The sequence below is a fragment of the Pseudomonas yamanorum genome (assembly GCF_900105735.1).
GTDB classification, from domain to species: domain Bacteria; phylum Pseudomonadota; class Gammaproteobacteria; order Pseudomonadales; family Pseudomonadaceae; genus Aquipseudomonas; species Aquipseudomonas yamanorum.
This window is the reverse complement of the sequence record NZ_LT629793.1, coordinates 5455451-5474384: the sequence shown is the minus strand read 5'-3', so window position 1 is coordinate 5474384 and position 18934 is coordinate 5455451. Positions and strand designations below refer to the sequence as shown.

The window sequence follows — 18934 nt, the reverse complement described above, 5'->3', positions numbered from 1 at the left end:
TCGTGTCCAATGTCGTTGCCGATCATCTCGTCTTGCTCGACCACCTGCGCAGCATCCTGGTTGCCGTCGGCGAAGCCGAACAGGTGCCCGAGGAAAGCCACCTCCTGTTCCTGGAGCGCTTCGATGAACTGCGCGCCCTGCTGCCCATCGACCCGATCGAAAGCCAGTACCTGGGCCAGGACATGATGAGCCAGGTCATCCTGCGCTACCCGCAAATTGCTCACCTGGTGCCGCGTGACTTGCTGTGGTTCTTCGGTGGCGACTGCCTGCACTTCATGCCCGACGACGAACTGGACCTGTACCAGGCTCTGGAAGAGCGTCGCTTCGAAGCGGAACAGAACGACGAACCATTCGACTGGAACCAGGAAAAGCAGTTGTTGGCCATGTCCAATGACCAGCCCAAGCACTGATTTCAGGGCTCACGAAAATCCAATGTGGGAGCGGGCTTGCTCGCGAATGCGGTGTGTCAGTCAATATTTTAGGTGACTGATACGCCGCATTCGCGAGCAAGCCCGCTCCCACATTTCGATCGCATTCCTACCGTTTCTTCAGCGTCGGCTCTTTGGCCATGCACTCCACCAGATAATCAATAAACACCCGCAACTTCGGCGGCAGATATCGCGTCGGCGAATGCAGCAACCAGGCATCCCCGTGGTACGACGCAATAAAATCCCACCCCGGCAACACCTGCACCACCTCCCCCGCTTCCAGCGCATGCCGCGCCGTGAAATACGGCAAGCTGCCAATTCCCACATGCTGCAACACCGCATCCAGCCGCACCCCGGTGTGATTCGCCGCATACCGCCCGCGCACCCCGACCGTCACCGCCTTGCTGCCCTGGCGAAACTTCCAGCGCGCATCCCCAGGCGTCTCGCCCAGGTAGATGCAACTGTGCTCCAACAAATCATGGGGATGCTGCGGCGCACCGTGCTCCGCCAGGTAATGCGGCGTGGCGCAGATCAAGTGTTCGATAGGTAGTAATTGGCGCCCCACCAAGCCCGGCGGCGGGCTGTCGGTGATGCGGATGCTCAGGTCGACATTGTCATCAATCAGGTCAACATGCCGGTCCTCAAGGATCAATTGCACATCGACCTTGGGATAACGCCGCAGAAATTCCGGCATATGGGGATGCACCACAAAACGCCCCACCGCCTTAGGCACGCTGACCCGCACCAACCCTTCGGCTTCATGGGTGTACTGCCCGCTGATTTCCATTACAGAACGCGCGGCGCTGACCATCTCCTGGCAGCGCTTGAACACCTCTTCGCCTCCTTCGCTGAGGCGCAACTTGCGCGTGGTGCGTTGCAGCAGTCGGGTCGCCAGGGCTTTTTCCAGGCGCGAGATGCTGCGGCTCACAGAGGACGGCGATGCACCCAATTGCCGTGCGGCCTCGGAAAAGCTGCCGGTTTCCACCACCTTGACGAAAATCGCCATTTCGCCGAGCAGTGGCAAGGGAAGATTGATGCTCATGACGCACAAGTCCATTGAGATTTGAACGGATTATCACCCATTGGCGCACTTCTTATACTGCTGGATAGAAACCCTGATGCGGATGTAGATGATGACCCAGCGCCTGTTTTTTACCCATGACCACCTGAATGCCGAACTTGAAGTGCTGGGATGCACACCTTTTGATAACCAATTTGCAGTGACCCTGCAGTCAACGATCTTCCATCCCCAAGGTGGCGGCCAGCCTTGCGACACCGGCTGGTTGGGAGAAAGCCAGGTGTTGAAGGTCGTGCAGGAAGGCGATCGCATCGTGCATTACGTCGACCGCCCCGTAGTACCCGGCGCGATCCAGGCACGCGTCGATGAAGACCGCCGTAACCTGCACACGCGCCTGCATTCAGCCGGGCATCTGATCGGCAATGCCGGCGAAACCCTGGGCTGGATGCCGATCAAGGCCCATCACTGGCCGGGCGAAGGCAAGATCACCTTTATTCGCGGTACTTCGGCTCAACCCATGGACGCCGAGGCGATTCAGCGGCAAGTCGACCAATGGATCGCCGCCAACCTGCCGCGCCATATGGCACTGGATGAGGGCACGCGGGAAGTGGGTTTTGGCGAGCTGCCGGCCTATGCCTGCGGCGGTACGCATGTGCAGGCATTGGGGGACGTGGGCCAAGTGACGATCCTGGCCCTCTCCGAGAAAAAGGGTGCGTTGTCGGTGCGCTATACCCTGGACTGACTAAACCGAAATCGCTCCCGCCCTGCCCGGCTCCACCACAAACGACTTGAGGGTTGAGACACTGGCATTCGGATCCTTCGGATCGGAAATCACCCGGAAGTGCGTCAGCATGCTCTTCTCCTCAAGCGCTACCGACACATAGCCGCGCTGGCGGCTGTCGAAAAACTTTACATGGGGATTGAGCGGCAGGATCGCACTGAACGCCTCAAACGGCGGCCCGTCAGAGGTCACCGAGGTGCCGACAAACTCGGTAGCGACCACCGGCGAATCCAGGTTCCCTCCGTCAGCGTGCAGGTCCGTCGCCCAGAACGAGTGAATATCGCCACCCCAGAACACCGGGTTATTCACCTTCCTGCGCACCATCGAAGCGAGCATCCGTTCACGGTTGGCCATGTAACCATCCCAACCATCGGTCCAGCGGCCAGGCTTGTGATTGGTCAGGTCTCGTTGTGTGAGCGGCGCGACCAACAGGTCCTGGGCGATCACGTTCCATTGCGCCCGGGACTCGGCAAAGCCCTGATCCAGCCACGCTTCCTGCTCCCAGCCGAGCATGGTGCGACGGGGATCGCGCAGGTCGGCACAGGTATTCGCGGCCACATGCCCCTTGTGGCTGCCATTGGCCAGGATGCATGGCTGCTCGGAGCGGTACTGACGCCCATCCAGCACATGGAAACGCGCCAGTCGGCCGTAGTCCAAACGCCGATAAATGCGCATGTCCGGCCCGCGCGGCAGGCTGCTCGCCCGCAGCGGCATATGCTCGTAGAACGCCTGGTAGGCCGCCGCCCGCTGCTTGAGAAAACTCGCCACCGGGATGTTCGGGTCCTGGGACCATTCATTGGCATAGTCATTTTGCACTTCGTGATCGTCCCAGGTGACCACACTGGGCGCCGCGGCATGCAGTGCCTGCAGATCCGGATCGGTCTTGTACAGGGCGTAACGGTTGCGGTAATCCACCAGGTTCAGCGCATTGCCGCTGCCGTGGGGGCGAATGATCTTGCCGGAGTCGGCCGCGTAGGAACTGTCATAGATGTAATCACCGAGGAAAAACACCAGGTCAGGCTGCTCGGCCGCCAAGTGACGATAGGCGCTGAAGTAGCCTCGCTCCCAATGGGAGCAGGAGACAAAACCCAACTGCGCCGATGCCACGGCATGCACCGCCGGGGCCGTACGCGACTGCCCCACCGGGCTTTGCGCGCCGAGGCCTTCGAACTGGTACCAGTACGGTCGACCCGCTTCCAGCCCGGCGACTTCCACATGCACCGAATGGGCGAAACACTCGCTGGCCATCACCTCGCCCTGGCGCACAACCCGCGTCATCGCCGCATCACTGGCCACCTTCCAGCGCACCGGCACTGCTCGGTTCAATCCGCCGCGACCGTCTGCGGCATTGAACAACGGCGCGAGGCGCGTCCAGATCACGAAACCATCGGGCAACGGATCGCCTGAAGCCACGCCGAGGGTGAAGGGATAGTCGATGCCTGCACTGCGGGCAAAAGGACTAAGGATCGAAAACGCGGTGGCAATCGCCAGCCCGCCCAGTACTCGACGGCGGCCGTGATCGACACTCATCAACCGTGCTCCTTCCAATCCGCACGCACCAGGCCATACAACAACATGTCCTCCTGCACCCCATTCTTGAGGAAGGCGCCCTTCATGCACCCTTCGTAAGCCAAGCCGATTTTTTCCATGACCCGAGCGGACCCTTTGTTACGGGCAAAGCACTGGCTGCCCACACGCTGCAGCGCCAATTCGCTAAACCCAAACGCCATGATCTGCGCCGCTGCTTCGGCGGCATAACCCTGGCTTCGACAATGGGCGGCCACCCAATACCCGAGATGCCCACTTCGATGAGCCGCAGACAACCTGAGGCTGATCACGCCGATCAATTCGCCCGTTTCCCGCAGATGAATACCCAGCCCCAGTGAATGCCCCGAGCGGTAATTCTCTGCCTGGCCATCAATAAAGACGTGTGCGGTTTCCAAGGTGTAAGGCGATGGAATCGCAGCCGTGTTGTTCGCAATATCGGGATCGTTGGCCAGCACCGACAACGTCTCGGCCTGCTCCTTTTGCAGAGGTTTCAACAGCAGGCGCGGGGTGGATAAATGCGGCAGTGCAATGCTCATGCAGAGGGACTCGCGAAATAAATTCTCCAAGAATGTACCCGCGTCGTGTCAGTTTCATTACGTAGATAAATAGACCCACGAGTCGTCTGTAAGACGCGTCCTAGAGCCTTAAAAGCTTAAATTAAAGTTAACCATTCGGTCATTTTTGGTTGCTAGCGTGTCGCCCCTAATCAACGGTGGGGTAGCGGAATGAGAACTTGGGATGAACCCAAAAAGCGCAAGGCACACATCGAACTGATCCCGATGATCGACGTGATGATGTTCCTGTTGGTGTTTTTTGTACTGGTGAGTTTGAACGTGATTCCGGCCCTGGGCATGAAGACTCAGTTGCCGAGCGCCAGCAGTTCACAACAGCTCAAGCCGCAGAATAAATTCATCCTGACCCTGGGCCTGGAAGGCCAGTTGCAGCTCGATGGCAAGGACATGAGCGTCGAGGCACTGGTGCCTGCTCTCAAGGCCGCCGAGAAGCCTGACACCAAGTCGACGATCATCGTCAACAGCGACAAAGGCGTGGAAGTGTCGCGCCTGGTCGAGGTGATGGACACCCTGCGCGTGGGTGGCTTTACCTCTGTCTCCATCGCCACGAAAAAGTCCTGATCATGTATGCCTTGTTTCGTGCGCGTCGGCTGCTGGGCAGTGTCCCGGCCCTGATCGCCCTGGTGCTGATTGCACTGGGTATCCAGTCCCAACCCCTGAAGATCCAGCCGCAGTACGACGAGTCGGCGGTTGAACTTGCCCTGGTGGAGCCCGAGCCGGAAGTGGTCCCCGAGCCCGTGGTGGAGCAAGAGCCACCGCCGCCGGTGATCGAAGACGAAGAGGCCGAACCCGCCCCGCCGCCTCCGCCACCCAAACCGGTGCCCAAGCCTCTGCCAAAACCTGAGCCCAAGCCAAAACCGGTGCCCAAGCCCGTGGTCGCCAAGCCAACGCCTGTGCCTGCGCCAGCTCCGGTGGCCGCCAAACCGGTGCAAGCCGCTCCCGCACCCACGCCAGCACCCGCCGCGCCACCGGCGCCGCCGAAAGTCGACGGTCAGGCGCTGGAAGGCGGCTACCTCAAGGGCTTGCGCAACGAGTTGGACACCTACAAGCAATACCCCACCGGGCGCCAGGCGTCCCTCGAACGCCCCAGTGGCGAGGTGGTGGTCTGGTTAATGGTGGACCGCCAAGGCCGCGTCCTCGACTCCGGGATCCAGACCCCGGCGCCGAGCATGCTGCTCAATCGGGCCGCCACCAACAGCCTACGCCGTATCAAGCAGGTGAAACCGTTCCCCGAACAAGCCTTCGGTGGACGTAACGAGCAGCGCTTCACCGCCACCTTCAACTACAGCGTGCAATAAGCACACACCACCAGGACGACAGTGATGAAGTTCACCCGGATTCATCTGGCACTCGTTGCCGCGACGAGCATGACCCATGGAGTGGTCATGGCAGACACCAGCGACAGTGACGTCGGGACTATTGGGGTACAGGGCAAGGCAACCGCGGGGGGCGGTTACATGGTCCAGGAAGAGAGCGCCAAGGGCCGCTCGACCATCACCAAGGAAGCGCTGGACAAACAGACGGCCACCGGCAACGCCATCGACAAGCTCAAGTACACCCCGGGCCTGAACATCTCCAGTGAAGACAACACCGGCCTCTCGGGTTTCCGCTTCACCATGCGCGGCATGAACTCCGACCAGGTCGGTATGTCGGTGGACGGCATGCCGATCAACGACTCCGGCAACTACGCCTTGTACTCCAACCTGTTGGGCGACCCGGAAAACATCGACCAGATTTTCGTCACCCAGGGCTCGTCGGAAGCCGACGGCCCGCACATCGGTTCCAGCGGCGGCAACATCGGCATCGTGACCATTCGCCCCACCAAGGAAACCGGTGCCTTCGTCAAGCAAGTGGTCGGCAGCAACGCCACCCGCAAGACCTTCGCCCGCCTCAACACCGGTGAAGTCAACGGCCTGAGCAACTGGCTGTCGGCCTCCCACACCGAAGGCCAGATGTGGCGCGGCTCGGGTGCCGTGCGTGCGGACAAGGTGGAGTGGAACAGCTTCTTCGACGCCGGCAACGGCAACACCGCCAACCTGATCCTCAAGTACCACGAGCAGGACAACAACAGCTACAGCCAACTGACCAAGTCACAGTTCCAGCAGTACGGCCGCAAGTACGACCCGTATCCGGCGACACCGGCGGTGGGCGCCAACGGCAAGATCAGCAGCTACTACGACCTGGCGCAGAACCCGTTCCAGACCTTCACCGCCGTGCTCAACACCCAGTACAAACTGAGCGACAATCTGTCCCTCTCGGTGATCCCGTATTACTACTACGGCAACGGCAGTGGCGTGGGCTCTTCGGCCTATGCGCTGAACAGTGGCTCGAACAAGGGCGGCGTTTTCGACCTCGGCAACCTGCCGACACAGGCTCAATACAACGCCGACGGTTCCGCGACCACCGGCGTCTACTACCGCCCTTCGCGCACCCAGACCTGGCGCCCGGGCATCACCACCAAGCTGAACTGGGACCTGGGCGATCACAGCCTGCAATTCGGCTACTGGTACGAACGCGCCCGCCAAAGCCAGACCCAGCCGTTCATTGCCCTGAAGAACAACGGCAAGCCGAGCGACACCTGGCCCGACGGCAACTCCGTGGTCGACGCCAACGGCAACACCGTGCAGGGGCGCGACCGCTACACCGTGACGCCGGCGCAGAAGGTCTGGACCCAGGACACCTGGTACATCAACTCGGACTGGACACTGATCGCCGGCATCGCCTACATGAACGTCGAGCGTGACGGCACCAACCACGGCAGCCTCACCGAGCAACCGGGCAAGGCCAGCCAGACCTACAACAAACTGCTGCCCAACGCCGGCCTGAAGTACCAGATCGACGAGCGTGACCAGTTGTTCTATAGCCTGTCGCGCAACATGCGGATTCCGCAGAACTACGTGCTGTACGACAAAGGCGTCGGCTCCCTCGACTCCAAGCCGGAGCTCAGCTGGAACCAGGAACTGGGCTGGCGCTACACCGGCGAAGACAGCACCCTCGCCGCCACCTTGTTCTACATGCAGTTCAAGAATCGCCAGCTCACCTCCCTGGACAGCAATGGTGATTCCGCCGACATCAACGCCGGCACCGTCATCAACAAAGGCCTGGAACTGGAGTGGAGCGGCAAGCTGCCGCACAACTTCAACTACTACACCTCCTACACCTACACCAGCTCCAAGCAGCAGGATGACCTGACCGTCTACAGCGCCGGCAAGCCGATCGTGCTGCCCACCAGCGGCAAGCAATTCGCCAACGTGCCGACCAACATGCTCGCAGCCAACGTCGGCTATGACGACGGGCGCTTCTACGGCACCTTCGGCGGCAAGTTCACCAGCAAGCTCTATGGCGACCTGACCAACGACGAAGCCATCTCCGCCCGCACCGTTTTCAACCTCGGCGCCGGTATCTACCTGCCGGTGGACAAGAAAGTCGTCAAGGACGCAACCCTGCGCCTGAACGTCGACAACCTGTTCGACAAGAAGTACCTGGACGGCGTGTACACCACCAAGACCAACTCGGCGAGCTACAGCGGTTTCCGCGACGGCGACCCGGCTTACATCGTTGGGCTTGACCGCACCGTCACCGTATCCCTGGAAGCCAATTTCTAACTGCGAGGCTCAGCATCATGGACATGAACCTGCTTCACCAAATCACCTTTTATGTGATGTACGCCGCCCTGGCGATTGCGATCTTCATCACCATCGAACGTGGCATCTACTTCGCCTACGTGCGCCGTCAGGCCCGTGCGCTGACTGAAGTGCTGGGCGCCAATGTGCACAGCGAGCGTGACCTGCCGGAAAACCTGACCCGCCGCGACAGCCTGCCACTGAGCATGGTGCTGCCGATCCTGGCGCAGAAGGCTTCCCATGGTTCGCGCAAGGACCTGGACGACGAGATCGAAACCCAGTACCTCAAGACCCGCGCGCCGCTGTCCCGCAGCCTGTGGATCATCGAAACCATCACCACCGCCGCGCCGCTGCTCGGCCTGCTGGGCACCATTCTCGGCATCATCGACACCTTCAAAGCGCTGGCCACTGCCGGCGTGTCCGACCCGGGCCAGATTTCCGGTGGTATCGGTACGGCCCTGTTCGCCACGGGTTTGGGTATCGCCATCGCGCTGTTCTGCGTGGTGTTCCACAACTTCTTCCAGGACAGCCTGGAGCGCATCAACGACCAGCTGAAAATCCTGCTGATCCGCGCTGCGACCGGTGCCCGCGTACAGGGTGAAGTGCCGCACCTGGTGCCGACACCGCTGCATACCCGCACAGCATGACCTTCAAGGCGGGCGCATGATGCGCCCGCCTTTCTTTTTGCCCGATGAGACGCCTATGTCCCTCTCGATGAAGTTGCGTATCGCAGGCCTGACCGGCTTGCTCCTCAGTCCGCTTGCCCAGGCGGACTTTTCAATTCCGGGGTTTGAACTGGTGCACACCGTGCCGGTGGATACCACGTTGGGCACGGCCGATTTGCGTCAGCCGGGCCCGGTGTGGATCGAATTGTTTGACGGTGCAAAAAACAGCATTGATATCGGCCAGTTCTACGCGGCCGACCATCCCGGCTCGGTGATGGACACGGTCATCGAACACTTGGAAGCCGCCGGCAAGCGCGGGGTGAAAATCCGCTTTCTGTTGGAAGAAAAAGGTATCCGGCTGTCGGAAGCGTCGACCCTGGAGCGCTTGCGCGCGATTCCCAACCTGACCTTCCGCGTGCTTTCGTACGGGCAACTGAGTGGCGGAATCATCCACGCGAAATACATGGTGGTGGACGGCAAGCAGGCGTTTATCGGCAGCCAGAACTTCGACTGGCGTTCGCTGGAGCATATCCACGAAACCGGTTTGCGCATCAGCGATACAACCGTGGTCAGCCAGGTGCAGGCGATCTTCAATCAGGACTGGCAAGCCCAGGCCGCCCTTACAGATAAACAACCCGTGCCGCTGCCGGCTGCGGGCCAGGAGCAGGGACGCACCGGCAACTATCTGGTGGCCAGCCCACAACGCTACAATCCGCCCGGCGTGGGCGATTCACAATTGGAACTGCCGCGCCTGTTGAGCGAGGCCAAGAAAGAAGTGCGCGTGCAACTGCTCGACTACGCGCCGCTGTCCTACGGGCCGGACCGAACCCGGCCGTACTACGCGGTGATCGACAACGCCGTGCGCGCCGCCGCAGCGCGTGGTGTGTCGGTGAAGCTGATGGTGTCCAACTGGAACACCGAAGCCCTGGAATTGCCGTACCTGAAAAGCCTGGCCGTGCTGCCGAATATCGAGGTCAAGATCGTTACGCTGCCCGAGGCCAAGCAGGGATTTATTCCTTACGCGCGGGTGATCCACAGCAAGACCATGGAAATCGACGGGCAAGTGGCCTGGGTGGGGACCAGTAACTGGCTGGGTGGTTACTTCGATAACTCGCGCAACCTGGAAGTGGTGATGCATGACGCGGTGATGGCCAAGCGTGTGGGCGAGCTGCATGCGCAATTGTGGGATGGGCCGTATGCCAAGGCACTGGATGTAGCGGCGCAGTACCCGGAACCGCATCCTGGCAAGCCTTGATAACCCATTTCAAACTTCACCGAAAAACCCAGTGGGAGCGGGCTTGCTCGCGAAGGCGCTGCCGTAACACGGCAGCAGTCTGCCCCTCAGAAGTCGGGGCGTGGTGGTGCGCAGCGCGCGTCAGTTCTCACCGCTGAATATGCCGGAAAATGCCCTGAGCCTGGGGTTTGTCCCGCTTGACCGGGATGAGATCCGGGAAGTCATACTGCGTTTGGCGCGGGTGATGAGCAGGCGTTGACGACACGCATGCATCGACAAAAGCTAGAGCGCGCCATGGCCGCTGTTTTGGAGCCGAGCAAGGTCGGGACACTCGAGCAACAGCGCCCGATTGCCCCGACCGATATGCTCCATCACCGCCAGCGTGATGAACTCGCGCACCATCCCGCTCGAGACGTAATACATCGCCCAGGCTTGTTCGGGCGTGCAATGGCCGATCTGTTCTTCGATTTCCTTGTAGGCCTGGTATTCGTCCGGCTTCAGAAAGTATGGGTTAGCCGCATGGCGCATGATTTTTCTCCTCCCTGGAAACGCTGCGACAGCCCCTTAGTCTGCCGACGGATAAAGCGGGGCCGTTGTGGCCCCATTCATACGCCTGCGCTGATCGACTTTCGTCGAGCGACTCCTCCCATCATGTTTATGGAGCAATGCCTTGATGCGGTTCAGCAGTCGTTCATCATTACCCAGTGACGCGAGGCCATGGGTTCTTTGCGCCTCATAGGCCTCAACCATCTTTATCAGCGTCACTAATTGATGACTGTCGGCTTTGGTTTCTTTGCAAATAGCCATGTAACCCTCTGCCAATAAAGATGAATGCCAAGCGGGTTATGTACCGCTCTTGACCTTGGTCCACACACGCGTGCGGATTCGTTCTAACTTCAACGGTAGTGGTTCAAGCGGAACAAGTGTGGCTACCGTATTCTTGTCAGGATAAATCCAAGGGTTGTCGCGCAGCTTCTGCTCGACGAACTCAGTGGCGTCCTTGTTAGCGTTCGGGTAAAGCGTGTGGTTCGAGCTTTTGGCAATCACTTGTGGTTCAAGCATGTAATTGATGAAAGCCAGACCTTCCTTGGCATGGGGCGCATCTTTGAGCAGCACAAAATTTTCCGACCAGACCAGCCCACCTTCACGCGGCAGGCTGTAGGCAATCTTGCGCCCGGTGTTGTTTTTCTCGTTGATGGCCTGCGCCGTCAGTGCCCCGCTCGCCCAACCCACGACCACGCATATGTTGCCATCAGCAAAGTCAGCATCGGTTCTGGAAGAGTCGAAGTAGAGGACGTAAGGGCGGATTTTCAATAGCAGCGCCTGTGCCTTCAGGTAATCCTCTGGGTTCTGGCTGTTACTCGGCAGCCCGAGGTAATGAAGAGCGATGGAGATGATTTCACTCGGAGAGTCGAGCATCGCCACGCCGCACGACTTGAGCTTGCTGATGTTTTCTTCTTTGAAGATCAAGTCCCAACTGTCCACCGGGGCGTTATCACCCAGGGCCGCTTTGACTTTATCCACGTCGTAGCCAATGCCGGTGGTGCCCCACAAGTAAGGCACGGCGTAGAGATTGCCGGGATCATTTATCGCAAGCAACGCCATCATCTCGGGGTCGAGATGGGAGTAGTTGCTCAGTTGGCTGCGGTCCAGCGGCGCCAGGACGCCAGCCTGAATCAGGCTTGGCAAGACGTTGGACGTGGCAACGACGACGTCGTACCCGGTGCGCCCAGCCATGGCTTTGCTTTGCATGACCTCGGCACTGTCGAAGGTATCCACGTGCATCTTGGCGCCAGTTTTCTGCTCGAATTCTTTCGGCGTCTCAGGGGCGATCAACCCGAACCAGTTGTACAGATTGACCCGTGGCTCTGCCGCCGCTGCCGGCGTGCTTGCGCCAACACAGACAAGCGAGGCCAAAAAAATGGCTCGCAAATGTGATTTATTCATATAACTATCCTTGTCATAACGAATGGCCTTCATGGCCATCACCACTGGTGGGTGAATATACCCGCCGTCGTCGATTAGTAAATACCTACAAGTACTTAGCTCAGACCTATGAATCCCTAACCCTAAAGGGGTAGTAAATGTCACTCGACCTTCATGACTTGGCCTGGCACCGGTCGGCCGGCAAGCTGATCATGGAGCTGAACCGCCCGGCTTTCTGGAGCTCTCTGGTTCGCGTATTAAAAGAATACGTACAGATCGATAACTGGGTTGTATTGGTGTTCAGCGATCAACACGTCACTGTGATCTCCGTGCCCGAAGTTGCCGACGCCGAGGAAGTGGATGCACTGACACAACGCTACGTAAAAGGGCTTTATTTGCTCGACCCTTTTTACATAGCCAACCGTGAAAACCCACAGAGTGGCTTTTTCCATTTGTCAGACATCGCGCCGGAGCATTTCCTGACTACCGAGTATTACCACCAGTATTTCGCCCCGTATGTCTCTGTGGATGAGGTGCAGTACAACGTGCAGCTCGACGCGAACAGAACGCTGTGTATTTCCTTCGGCAGTAACGTGCGCTTCAGCCCGGAGCAGATCACCACACTGGAGATCATCAAGCCTTGGGTCATGGCATTGATGCATCAACGCATGTGCTTTGAGACGGACCTGGAAAAAAATCTCAGTGAGCCACCACCGTGGTCGGAAGCCATCGTTCAACTCGGCACGCAGATAACCGCGCGTGAAAAGGATGTACTCAAATTGCTGCTCAGCGGCTTTTCGAACAAAGAGATCGCCGGCAAATTGTCCCTGTCTACCGAAACAATCAAGGTGCACCGGCGCAACATTTACAACAAGTTGAACATCAAGTCGCAGTCCGAACTGTTCTCACGCTTTTTTATACCGAAGCAAGACGCTTACGCGCCAAACTAGATTCGGCGGATAAAAAGCCGCGCACACAAAAACGCCGATCATTGCTGATCGGCGTTTTCGTTAAATATGGAGCGGGAAACGAGACTCGAACTCGCGACCCCGACCTTGGCAAGGTCGTGCTCTACCAACTGAGCTATTCCCGCAAATGGCGTCCCCTAGGGGACTCGAACCCCTGTTACCGCCGTGAAAGGGCGGTGTCCTAGGCCACTAGACGAAGGGGACACGCTACTGAAACACATGGTGTGTATTTCAGTGCCCAGAGATTAAATCCGAAGATTATGCCCTGGTTTCACTCAGTGCCGCCCGAGAGCAACACTGCTTAAATTTGGAGCGGGAAACGAGACTCGAACTCGCGACCCCGACCTTGGCAAGGTCGTGCTCTACCAACTGAGCTATTCCCGCATATGGCGTCCCCTAGGGGACTCGAACCCCTGTTACCGCCGTGAAAGGGCGGTGTCCTAGGCCACTAGACGAAGGGGACACACGTACAACATTCACTCCCTACCGCGTTTCGCTGTGTGCTTTACGCTGTAAGTGGCGCGCATTCTATGGATGGATTGGGAGGTCGTCAACCCCCAAGGATAAATTTATTTAAATCAATGACTTCGCCGTGGTTTACGGGGGTTGCAAGGGTTTCTCGCCGTCCAGGCTTTGGCGCCTATATTCTGGCGTTCCACAAGACGCTATAGTTGGCCACAGCAAATGATGGCAATGTGCATCTACGCAGGGACTGCCCAGCTATATAGAAGAAACTACTGACGCAACTGGTCGCTCAGTCCTATCCGGCCACTGCACCAGTCACTACACTTCAACGCAAACCCCATAAAGAGGTCACACCGGTGACACCACTCATGATCACCCTGCTGGTAATAGCCGGGATCGTAATACTGATCGCCATTGGCTACATGAACCACGTGGTGGAAAACAATAAGCTGGAAAAGAACCGGACCCGGATCGAACTCAATGACCGGCTGCGTCGCTGCGGTGAAATCACCGAGACCTTTCCAGGCCAATTGATGACGCCGCGACTCAAGTTGCTGCTGACCCGCCTGGAGCTCAACGTCAACCAGCGCCTGTTGAATCTGGACAAGTCGAATGCGGCGCTCAAGGCACGCATCACCGAACTCAACGCACTGGTGGCCCAGGGCGAATCGATTCCGGTGAACAACCCGCCCGGCCCGATCCAGACCGAAGCCAAGGCCAAGGATGTACGGTTCCTGCTGGAAGCCCTGCATGGCCAGGTCACTCGCGCGGCCCAGGACGGTTTCCTGCCGACCAATGAAGCCAAGCACTGGATCAAGGAAATCCGCCACATCCTGGTGTTGCTGCACATCGAGTTCTTCAACAACCTGGGCCAGCACGCGCTGCAACAAGGCCAGCCTGGCCAGGCACGCCTGGCGTTCGAACGCGGCGTGCAGTACCTGCGCAAACAGCCGGAGCCCGTGGTGTACAGCCAGCAACTGCAATTGCTGGAGAAACAACTGGCGCGCGCCAACTCCATGGTGCTGACCAACCTCGAGCCGGCTGAAGACGAGGTCAACGAATTGACCCAAGGCTTGAAAGAGGTGGATGCGGACGCGGACTGGAAGAAGAAAGCCATCTACGACTGATCCCCTGCCATTGTGGTGGGCGGTAAACCCGCTCGCCACATGCCATCACTCTGCACCTATCCCCTTCCCCCCGAATAGCGTAAAAAAGGCCCCTCTCTCCGTTAACGAAAAGGGCCTCGCCATGCCTGTCGTGATCATCGATGGACAACCGCTGCACTACCTCGACCAGGGCACCGGCCCGGCCGTTCTCCTCGGTTCCAGCTACCTGTGGGACAGCCAGATGTGGGCACCGCAGATAGAAGCCCTTTCCCAACAATACCGAGTGATCGTCCCCGAGCTATGGGGCCACGGCGAGTCCGGCCCACTGCCTGCAAGCACCGTGTCCCTGGACGACCTCGCACGCCAGCACCTGGCCCTGCTGGATCACCTGGACATTGCCCAGGTCAACCTCGTGGGTTTGTCGGTCGGCGGCATGTGGGGCGCACGCCTGGCGCTGCTGGCACCCGAGCGGGTCAACAGCCTGGTACTGATGGACACGCACCTGGGTGCCGAGCCGGAAGCCACTCGCCAGTACTATTTTTCGCTGTTCAAGATGATCGAAGATGCCGGCGCCATTCCGGAGCCGCTGCTGGATGTGGTGGCGCCGATCTTCTTCCGCCCCGGCATCGACCGGGAATCTGCCTTGTATCAGGATTTTCGCAACGCACTGAAGGCCTTTCCGAAAGAACGCCTGCTGCAAAGCATCGTGCCCCTGGGCCGGATTATCTTCAGCCGCACCGATGTGCTGGAGCAGCTTTCGCGCCTCGACACCGATACCACCCTGGTGATGTGCGGGGAGCAAGACAAGCCACGCCCACCGGCCGAATCAGAAGAAATGGCGACCTTGATCGGCTGCACACTGACGTTGATTCCGGACGCCGGGCATATCTCCAGCCGCGAAAACCCCGACTTCGTCAACGAAGCGCTGCTGACCTTCCTGGTCAACAACGCCTGACGACCCTGCCCTTTGATCACCGCAGGCCTGCGGTGATCAAAGTCGGAAGTGCCCGACCATCCCTTTAAGCTCCGTGCCCAACTGCGCCAGCTCGATGCTCGACGCCGCGTTGCCCTGCATGCTCAACGCCGATTGATCGGCACTGGCACGGATGCTGGTGACGCTGCGATTGATTTCCTCGGCCACCGAGCTTTGCTCTTCGGCCGCCGCGGCAATCTGCTGGTTCATTTGCTGGATCAGCGACACCGCCGCTGCAATGCTGCCCAGGGCACTTTCAGTTTCCAGGGCATCACTGACCGCCAGCTTCACCAATTCGCCACTCTGTTTGATCTGCTGCACCGAAGACTGTGCCGCGCTGCGCAAGGTGCTCACCAGTCGCTCGATTTCCTCGGTCGATTGCTGGGTACGCTTGGCCAGTGCCCTTACCTCATCGGCCACTACCGCAAAACCACGGCCCTGCTCGCCCGCCCGGGCCGCTTCGATGGCCGCATTCAGGGCGAGCAAGTTGGTTTGTTCGGCCACGCTTTTGATCACCTCGAGTACCGTGCCGATATTCTGGATTTCCGCACTGAGGCTTTCGATGCTGGTACTGGCAGAGGTCGCGGAACTGGCCAGCAACTCGATACGTTGCAAGCTCTGGCGCACGACCTGCTGGCCGCTGTCGACCTTGTCATCCGCGGTCTGCGCAGCCTCGGCCGCTTGTTCGGCGTTACGCGCCACGTCGTGCACGGTGGCAGTCATTTGGTTCATTGCCGTGGCGACCTGTTCGGTCTCTTCCTTCTGGCAGCTGACCTCGACGTTGGTCTGCTCAGTCACGCTGGACAGCGAATGGGCCGAGCTGGCCAGTTGCTCGATACCCGCCTGCAACCCACTGACCATATTGCTCAGGCCACTGCTCATCTGCTGCATCGCCAGCATCAACTGGCCCATTTCATCCCGACGGCTGACGTCCATGCGGCCACTGAGATCACCGGCGGCAATCTGCTGGGCCACCGCAATCACGCTGCGCAGCGGGGCGACGATCAACCGGGTGATGATCCACGCCGCAATCAGCCCGACCAGCAAGGCCAAGGCTGAAGAGCCAATGATCAGTAACGCGCTTTTCTTCAACTGCGCCTGCATCGACACGTCTTCTGCGTCATAGGCCTGATTGACCCGGGTGACCACCTCGGCAGCACGCTCGTGGAGTTGCTTATAGACCACCTTTTCCTGGGCCAGCAGGCCGGTGTACTCACCGAGTTTTTCACTGAAGGCCGCGATATGCCCGGATACCTCGTTAAGCACAGTTTGATAACCGGGATCCTTGACCGTGGTTTTCAGCTGTTCGACCTGGGCCAGGGCCTGGTCAGCCTGCTCGATCTTGCCTTGCTCGGCGTTCTCGTCATCGCCCTTGCGGCTTTGATCCAGACGCACATGCGCTTCGTTCATGGCTTGCAGCATCAGGCGCGAGACCTGGCTGACCTGCCCCGCCTGCTCGATAAATTCGGCGCCTTCCTTGCCCTGGCTTTCCTTGAGGCCATAGGCGCCGTCGTCCGCCAGCCCGGCCTGCAACACATCGAGGTTGTTGGCGACACTGGAGACCGACCAACTGGCCATTTCCAGGGCCAGGTCCTTGGTCTGGGTCAGTTCGACAAACTCATCGAACGCCTTGCGATAGGCCGCCAGCGCCTGCTCAACGTCGGTCATCACCGGGACGTTGGCGGGCGACTGGCCCTTGAGAATCGTGGCCTGGGCGGCCAATGCGTCGACGCTTTCGTGCAAGGCGTCCACCGACTTGGGGTCGGCATGCAACGCGTAGTCCTGCTCGATCAAGCGCACCTTGAGCAGGCCACTGTTGAGCGCCGACATGGCTTTCAGGCCCTCGAAGCGCTGACCGACGGTTTGCAGCGACCACACGCCGATCGCGGCCACCAGCGCCGTCAACAGCAACACCAAGGCGAAGCCCAAGCCCAGTTTCTTTGCCATACCGAGGTTGGCAAAACGTCGTTGCACGGCAGAAATCATTGCACTTGAGTCCTCTTGCAATGGCGAATGCCATCAAGCCCGGTTTCAATGCAGCGAGATTCGCAACCCCGGGGCCCTGAACACAAGCGTTTGGCGCCACAATAATGGCAAAAAGCTACATCCTCGTCGTTTTCAGAATGGTAGAGGTCGATCCTGCCGGGCCCATGGCCTTGAACAGCGCGAGGGCGCGCTGATCTGAAGCATAGGCCACATTGATGCGCAGCCAGTCACTGTGTTCGCCGGTCGGGCTGAAAAGCGCGCCCGGCGTCAGCAACACCCCAAGCCGGCGAGCCTGCGCGTACAACGTCGAACCATCACCGACACCAGGGCGCGCCCACACAAACATGCCACCCGCAGGCACCGCGAAAACCTCCCACTCCTCGTCTTCCAGCACTTGCAGGGTGATGGCCATTTCGGTGTTCAAGCGCCGACGCAGACGTTGCACCCACTTGCGGTAGGTACCATTAGCCAGCAACGTCGCCACCACCGCCTCGGCGAACCGCGAGGTGCCGATACCGGTCATGGTCTTGACCTTGGACAACTGCGCGATGATCGCCCCGCTGGCCGTGAGATAGCCCACGCGCAAAGCGCTGCTGAGGGTCTTGGAAAAACTCGAGATATAGATCACCCGGTCCTCGTGGGGCAACGCCGACAGCCGAGTGCAGGTGGCATGTTGCAGATCGCCGTAGACGTCTTCCTCGACAATAAAGAAGTCCTGGGAATGGGCCAGTTGCAACAAGCGCTCAGCCACTCCCTGGGACAGGCTGGTACCGGTGGGGTTGTGATACAGGCTGTTGATGAACAGGCACTTGGGCCGATGCCCGAGCAACAGCGCCTCCAGTGCAGGCAGGTCCGGGCCACCGCGTGTGCGCGGCACTTCCAGCAGTTTGATACCGTGAAAGGCCAACTGGCGGTAGAGGTTGCCGTAGCCCGGGCTTTCCACCACCACGGTGTCGCCGGCCTTGAGCAGTGTGCGGATCAACAGGTCCTGGGCATGGCTAGCACCTTGGGTGATAAGGATATGGTCGACCCGGGCCGCCACATGAATGTGGGCCAGGCGCTTGAGCAACTGTTCCCGCAGCGCCGGCAGGCCCAGCGGCGTGCTGTAATTGAAGACGGCAGCGGTATCGGTGCGGGTGACCTCACGAATCGCGTAGCTGATGTCGTCGCTTTCGCGCCAAGTGTCCGGCAGCCAGCCGCATCCCAGTTTCAGTTCACCCAGTTGATTGTCGACAAAGGCGCCCCACCCGGACTCGGCGCCCTCATACCATTGGTTTTCGCAGCGAAGGCCACGCTCGGCGGGTGGCTGGGCCACACAGAAACCCGCGCCTTGCCTTGAGGACAGCACGCCTTGGGCAACCATCCGTTCGAACGCCTCGATCACGCTGGACTGGCTGAGCAGGTTCTCGTGGGCCAGTTGCCGAACCGAAGGCAACCGCGTCCCGGGACTGGCTCCGCTCTCGCGAATCCAGGCGGCCAACGCGCTGACGATTTGCTGCACTACCGGTACAAGGGCTTGTCGATCGATCCCTAAATCCATGAGCCACTCACTTAAACTGTTGTCATTTAACCCAAACCAGTTAAGCACAGAAGCCCAATGACAGCCGTGGTGAAGATTTATTAAATCATTGATTTAATTGG

18 protein-coding genes, 4 tRNA genes and 1 pseudogene are annotated in these 18934 nt (G+C 59.4%); 10 read left to right on the top strand and 13 right to left on the bottom strand.

Annotated elements, in window-relative coordinates:
* Positions 1 to 2 precede the first annotated feature (2 nt).
* On the top strand, positions 3 to 410 hold the full coding sequence (locus BLU46_RS25870) for a PA2817 family protein (RefSeq protein WP_003217220.1): 408 nt from the start codon (positions 3 to 5) through the stop codon (positions 408 to 410).
* Positions 411 to 537: 127 nt separating this feature from the next.
* Here the strand turns inward: BLU46_RS25870 and BLU46_RS25865 are convergent, their stop codons facing one another.
* Positions 538 to 1470, bottom strand: a complete 933-nt coding sequence (locus tag BLU46_RS25865) for a LysR family transcriptional regulator (protein ID WP_063028271.1) — start codon at positions 1468 to 1470, stop codon at positions 538 to 540.
* Between the two features lie 91 nt (positions 1471 to 1561).
* On the opposite strand from BLU46_RS25865, the gene BLU46_RS25860 reads away from it, so the two are divergent.
* Positions 1562 to 2188 carry an alanyl-tRNA editing protein gene (locus BLU46_RS25860; protein WP_093210196.1) on the top strand — a complete coding sequence of 209 codons (627 nt, stop codon included), beginning with the start codon at positions 1562 to 1564 and terminating at the stop codon, positions 2186 to 2188.
* On the opposite strand, the gene BLU46_RS25855 is transcribed toward BLU46_RS25860, so the two are convergent.
* Positions 2189 to 3757: an alkaline phosphatase D family protein gene (locus tag BLU46_RS25855; RefSeq protein WP_093207629.1), complete on the bottom strand. Its 1569-nt coding sequence runs from the start codon at positions 3755 to 3757 to the stop codon at positions 2189 to 2191. It abuts the gene before it with no gap.
* On the bottom strand, positions 3757 to 4311 hold the full coding sequence (locus BLU46_RS25850) for a GNAT family N-acetyltransferase (RefSeq protein ID WP_093207626.1): 555 nt from the start codon (positions 4309 to 4311) through the stop codon (positions 3757 to 3759). The genes BLU46_RS25855 and BLU46_RS25850 overlap by 1 nt, the downstream gene beginning before the upstream one ends.
* 189 nt (positions 4312 to 4500) lie before the next feature.
* Here BLU46_RS25850 and BLU46_RS25845 point away from each other — a divergent pair, with 189 nt between their 5' ends.
* The 5 genes from BLU46_RS25845 to BLU46_RS25825 are packed head-to-tail and all read left to right on the top strand — an operon-like array spanning position 4501 to position 9890.
* Entirely contained in the window at positions 4501 to 4908 is a 408-nt protein-coding gene (locus BLU46_RS25845) for an ExbD/TolR family protein (RefSeq protein WP_017480231.1), read from the top strand.
* 2 nt (positions 4909 to 4910) lie between these two features.
* On the top strand, positions 4911 to 5645 hold the full coding sequence (locus BLU46_RS25840) for an energy transducer TonB family protein (protein WP_063028265.1): 735 nt from the start codon (positions 4911 to 4913) through the stop codon (positions 5643 to 5645).
* A 24-nt stretch (positions 5646 to 5669) separates the two neighbouring features.
* Positions 5670 to 7952 (top strand): TonB-dependent receptor, encoded by a 2283-nt coding sequence (locus BLU46_RS25835; protein ID WP_063028263.1) that lies wholly within the window; start codon positions 5670 to 5672, stop codon positions 7950 to 7952.
* A 17-nt stretch (positions 7953 to 7969) separates the two neighbouring features.
* Complete coding sequence (locus tag BLU46_RS25830; RefSeq protein WP_063028261.1) at positions 7970 to 8617, top strand: MotA/TolQ/ExbB proton channel family protein; 648 nt, start codon at positions 7970 to 7972, stop codon at positions 8615 to 8617.
* A gap of 55 nt (positions 8618 to 8672) precedes the next feature.
* On the top strand, positions 8673 to 9890 hold the full coding sequence (locus BLU46_RS25825) for a phospholipase D-like domain-containing protein (RefSeq protein ID WP_063028259.1): 1218 nt from the start codon (positions 8673 to 8675) through the stop codon (positions 9888 to 9890).
* Between the two features lie 261 nt (positions 9891 to 10151).
* On the opposite strand, the gene BLU46_RS25820 is transcribed toward BLU46_RS25825, so the two are convergent.
* The 3 genes from BLU46_RS25820 to BLU46_RS25810 are packed head-to-tail and all read right to left on the bottom strand — an operon-like array spanning position 10152 to position 11816.
* Positions 10152 to 10397 carry a hypothetical protein gene (locus BLU46_RS25820; protein WP_093207624.1) on the bottom strand — a complete coding sequence of 82 codons (246 nt, stop codon included), beginning with the start codon at positions 10395 to 10397 and terminating at the stop codon, positions 10152 to 10154.
* Between the two features lie 36 nt (positions 10398 to 10433).
* On the bottom strand, positions 10434 to 10676 hold the full coding sequence (locus BLU46_RS25815) for a hypothetical protein (protein WP_093207621.1): 243 nt from the start codon (positions 10674 to 10676) through the stop codon (positions 10434 to 10436).
* A 36-nt stretch (positions 10677 to 10712) separates the two neighbouring features.
* A complete protein-coding gene (locus BLU46_RS25810) occupies positions 10713 to 11816 on the bottom strand; it encodes a polyamine ABC transporter substrate-binding protein (RefSeq protein ID WP_063028255.1) in 1104 nt (367 codons plus the stop codon).
* A 137-nt stretch (positions 11817 to 11953) separates the two neighbouring features.
* On the opposite strand from BLU46_RS25810, the gene BLU46_RS25805 reads away from it, so the two are divergent.
* On the top strand, positions 11954 to 12745 hold the full coding sequence (locus BLU46_RS25805) for a response regulator transcription factor (RefSeq protein WP_063028253.1): 792 nt from the start codon (positions 11954 to 11956) through the stop codon (positions 12743 to 12745).
* 67 nt (positions 12746 to 12812) lie between these two features.
* On the opposite strand, the gene BLU46_RS25800 is transcribed toward BLU46_RS25805, so the two are convergent.
* The 4 genes from BLU46_RS25800 to BLU46_RS25785 form a co-directional block, all read right to left on the bottom strand.
* A tRNA-Gly gene (locus tag BLU46_RS25800) sits at positions 12813 to 12888 on the bottom strand.
* A 3-nt stretch (positions 12889 to 12891) separates the two neighbouring features.
* Positions 12892 to 12967, bottom strand: a tRNA-Glu gene (locus tag BLU46_RS25795).
* Between the two features lie 104 nt (positions 12968 to 13071).
* Positions 13072 to 13147: transfer RNA gene (locus BLU46_RS25790), tRNA-Gly, on the bottom strand.
* 3 nt (positions 13148 to 13150) lie between these two features.
* Positions 13151 to 13226, bottom strand: a tRNA-Glu gene (locus BLU46_RS25785).
* A 370-nt stretch (positions 13227 to 13596) separates the two neighbouring features.
* On the opposite strand from BLU46_RS25785, the gene BLU46_RS25780 reads away from it, so the two are divergent.
* Together BLU46_RS25780 and BLU46_RS25775 are read left to right on the top strand one after the other, a co-directional pair.
* Positions 13597 to 14355 carry a hypothetical protein gene (locus tag BLU46_RS25780; RefSeq protein ID WP_218167928.1) on the top strand — a complete coding sequence of 253 codons (759 nt, stop codon included), beginning with the start codon at positions 13597 to 13599 and terminating at the stop codon, positions 14353 to 14355.
* Between the two features lie 121 nt (positions 14356 to 14476).
* Positions 14477 to 15289, top strand: a complete 813-nt coding sequence (locus tag BLU46_RS25775) for an alpha/beta fold hydrolase (protein ID WP_063028249.1) — start codon at positions 14477 to 14479, stop codon at positions 15287 to 15289.
* 36 nt (positions 15290 to 15325) lie between these two features.
* Here the strand turns inward: BLU46_RS25775 and BLU46_RS33635 are convergent, their stop codons facing one another.
* The 3 genes and pseudogenes from BLU46_RS33635 to BLU46_RS25765 all read right to left on the bottom strand — a co-directional run bounded on the left by BLU46_RS33635 (position 15326) and on the right by BLU46_RS25765 (position 18833).
* Positions 15326 to 16168 (bottom strand): methyl-accepting chemotaxis protein, encoded by an 843-nt coding sequence (locus BLU46_RS33635; RefSeq protein WP_408003279.1) that lies wholly within the window; start codon positions 16166 to 16168, stop codon positions 15326 to 15328.
* 18 nt (positions 16169 to 16186) lie between these two features.
* Positions 16187 to 17254, bottom strand: a pseudogene (locus tag BLU46_RS33630) (HAMP domain-containing protein); the annotation flags it as partial.
* Positions 17255 to 17408: 154 nt separating this feature from the next.
* Positions 17409 to 18833, bottom strand: coding sequence for an aminotransferase-like domain-containing protein (locus BLU46_RS25765; protein WP_063028245.1), 1425 nt, complete (start codon positions 18831 to 18833; stop codon positions 17409 to 17411).
* Positions 18834 to 18934: the final 101 nt, after the last annotated feature.

Coding starts and splice junctions, on each gene's coding strand:
- BLU46_RS25865 (WP_063028271.1), bottom strand. CDS start 1,470: ATGAGCATCAATCTTCCCTTGCCACTGCTCGGCGAAATGGCGATTTTC.
- BLU46_RS25860 (WP_093210196.1), top strand. CDS start 1,562: ATGACCCAGCGCCTGTTTTTTACCCATGACCACCTGAATGCCGAACTT.
- BLU46_RS25855 (WP_093207629.1), bottom strand. CDS start 3,757: ATGAGTGTCGATCACGGCCGCCGTCGAGTACTGGGCGGGCTGGCGATT.
- BLU46_RS25850 (WP_093207626.1), bottom strand. CDS start 4,311: ATGAGCATTGCACTGCCGCATTTATCCACCCCGCGCCTGCTGTTGAAA.
- BLU46_RS25845 (WP_017480231.1), top strand. CDS start 4,501: ATGAGAACTTGGGATGAACCCAAAAAGCGCAAGGCACACATCGAACTG.
- BLU46_RS25840 (WP_063028265.1), top strand. CDS start 4,911: ATGTATGCCTTGTTTCGTGCGCGTCGGCTGCTGGGCAGTGTCCCGGCC.
- BLU46_RS25835 (WP_063028263.1), top strand. CDS start 5,670: ATGAAGTTCACCCGGATTCATCTGGCACTCGTTGCCGCGACGAGCATG.
- BLU46_RS25830 (WP_063028261.1), top strand. CDS start 7,970: ATGGACATGAACCTGCTTCACCAAATCACCTTTTATGTGATGTACGCC.
- BLU46_RS25825 (WP_063028259.1), top strand. CDS start 8,673: ATGTCCCTCTCGATGAAGTTGCGTATCGCAGGCCTGACCGGCTTGCTC.
- BLU46_RS25820 (WP_093207624.1), bottom strand. CDS start 10,397: ATGCGCCATGCGGCTAACCCATACTTTCTGAAGCCGGACGAATACCAG.
- BLU46_RS25815 (WP_093207621.1), bottom strand. CDS start 10,676: ATGGCTATTTGCAAAGAAACCAAAGCCGACAGTCATCAATTAGTGACG.
- BLU46_RS25810 (WP_063028255.1), bottom strand. CDS start 11,816: ATGAATAAATCACATTTGCGAGCCATTTTTTTGGCCTCGCTTGTCTGT.
- BLU46_RS25805 (WP_063028253.1), top strand. CDS start 11,954: ATGTCACTCGACCTTCATGACTTGGCCTGGCACCGGTCGGCCGGCAAG.
- BLU46_RS25780 (WP_218167928.1), top strand. CDS start 13,597: ATGATCACCCTGCTGGTAATAGCCGGGATCGTAATACTGATCGCCATT.
- BLU46_RS25775 (WP_063028249.1), top strand. CDS start 14,477: ATGCCTGTCGTGATCATCGATGGACAACCGCTGCACTACCTCGACCAG.
- BLU46_RS33635 (WP_408003279.1), bottom strand. CDS start 16,168: ATGGTCAGTGGGTTGCAGGCGGGTATCGAGCAACTGGCCAGCTCGGCC.
- BLU46_RS25765 (WP_063028245.1), bottom strand. CDS start 18,833: ATGGATTTAGGGATCGATCGACAAGCCCTTGTACCGGTAGTGCAGCAA.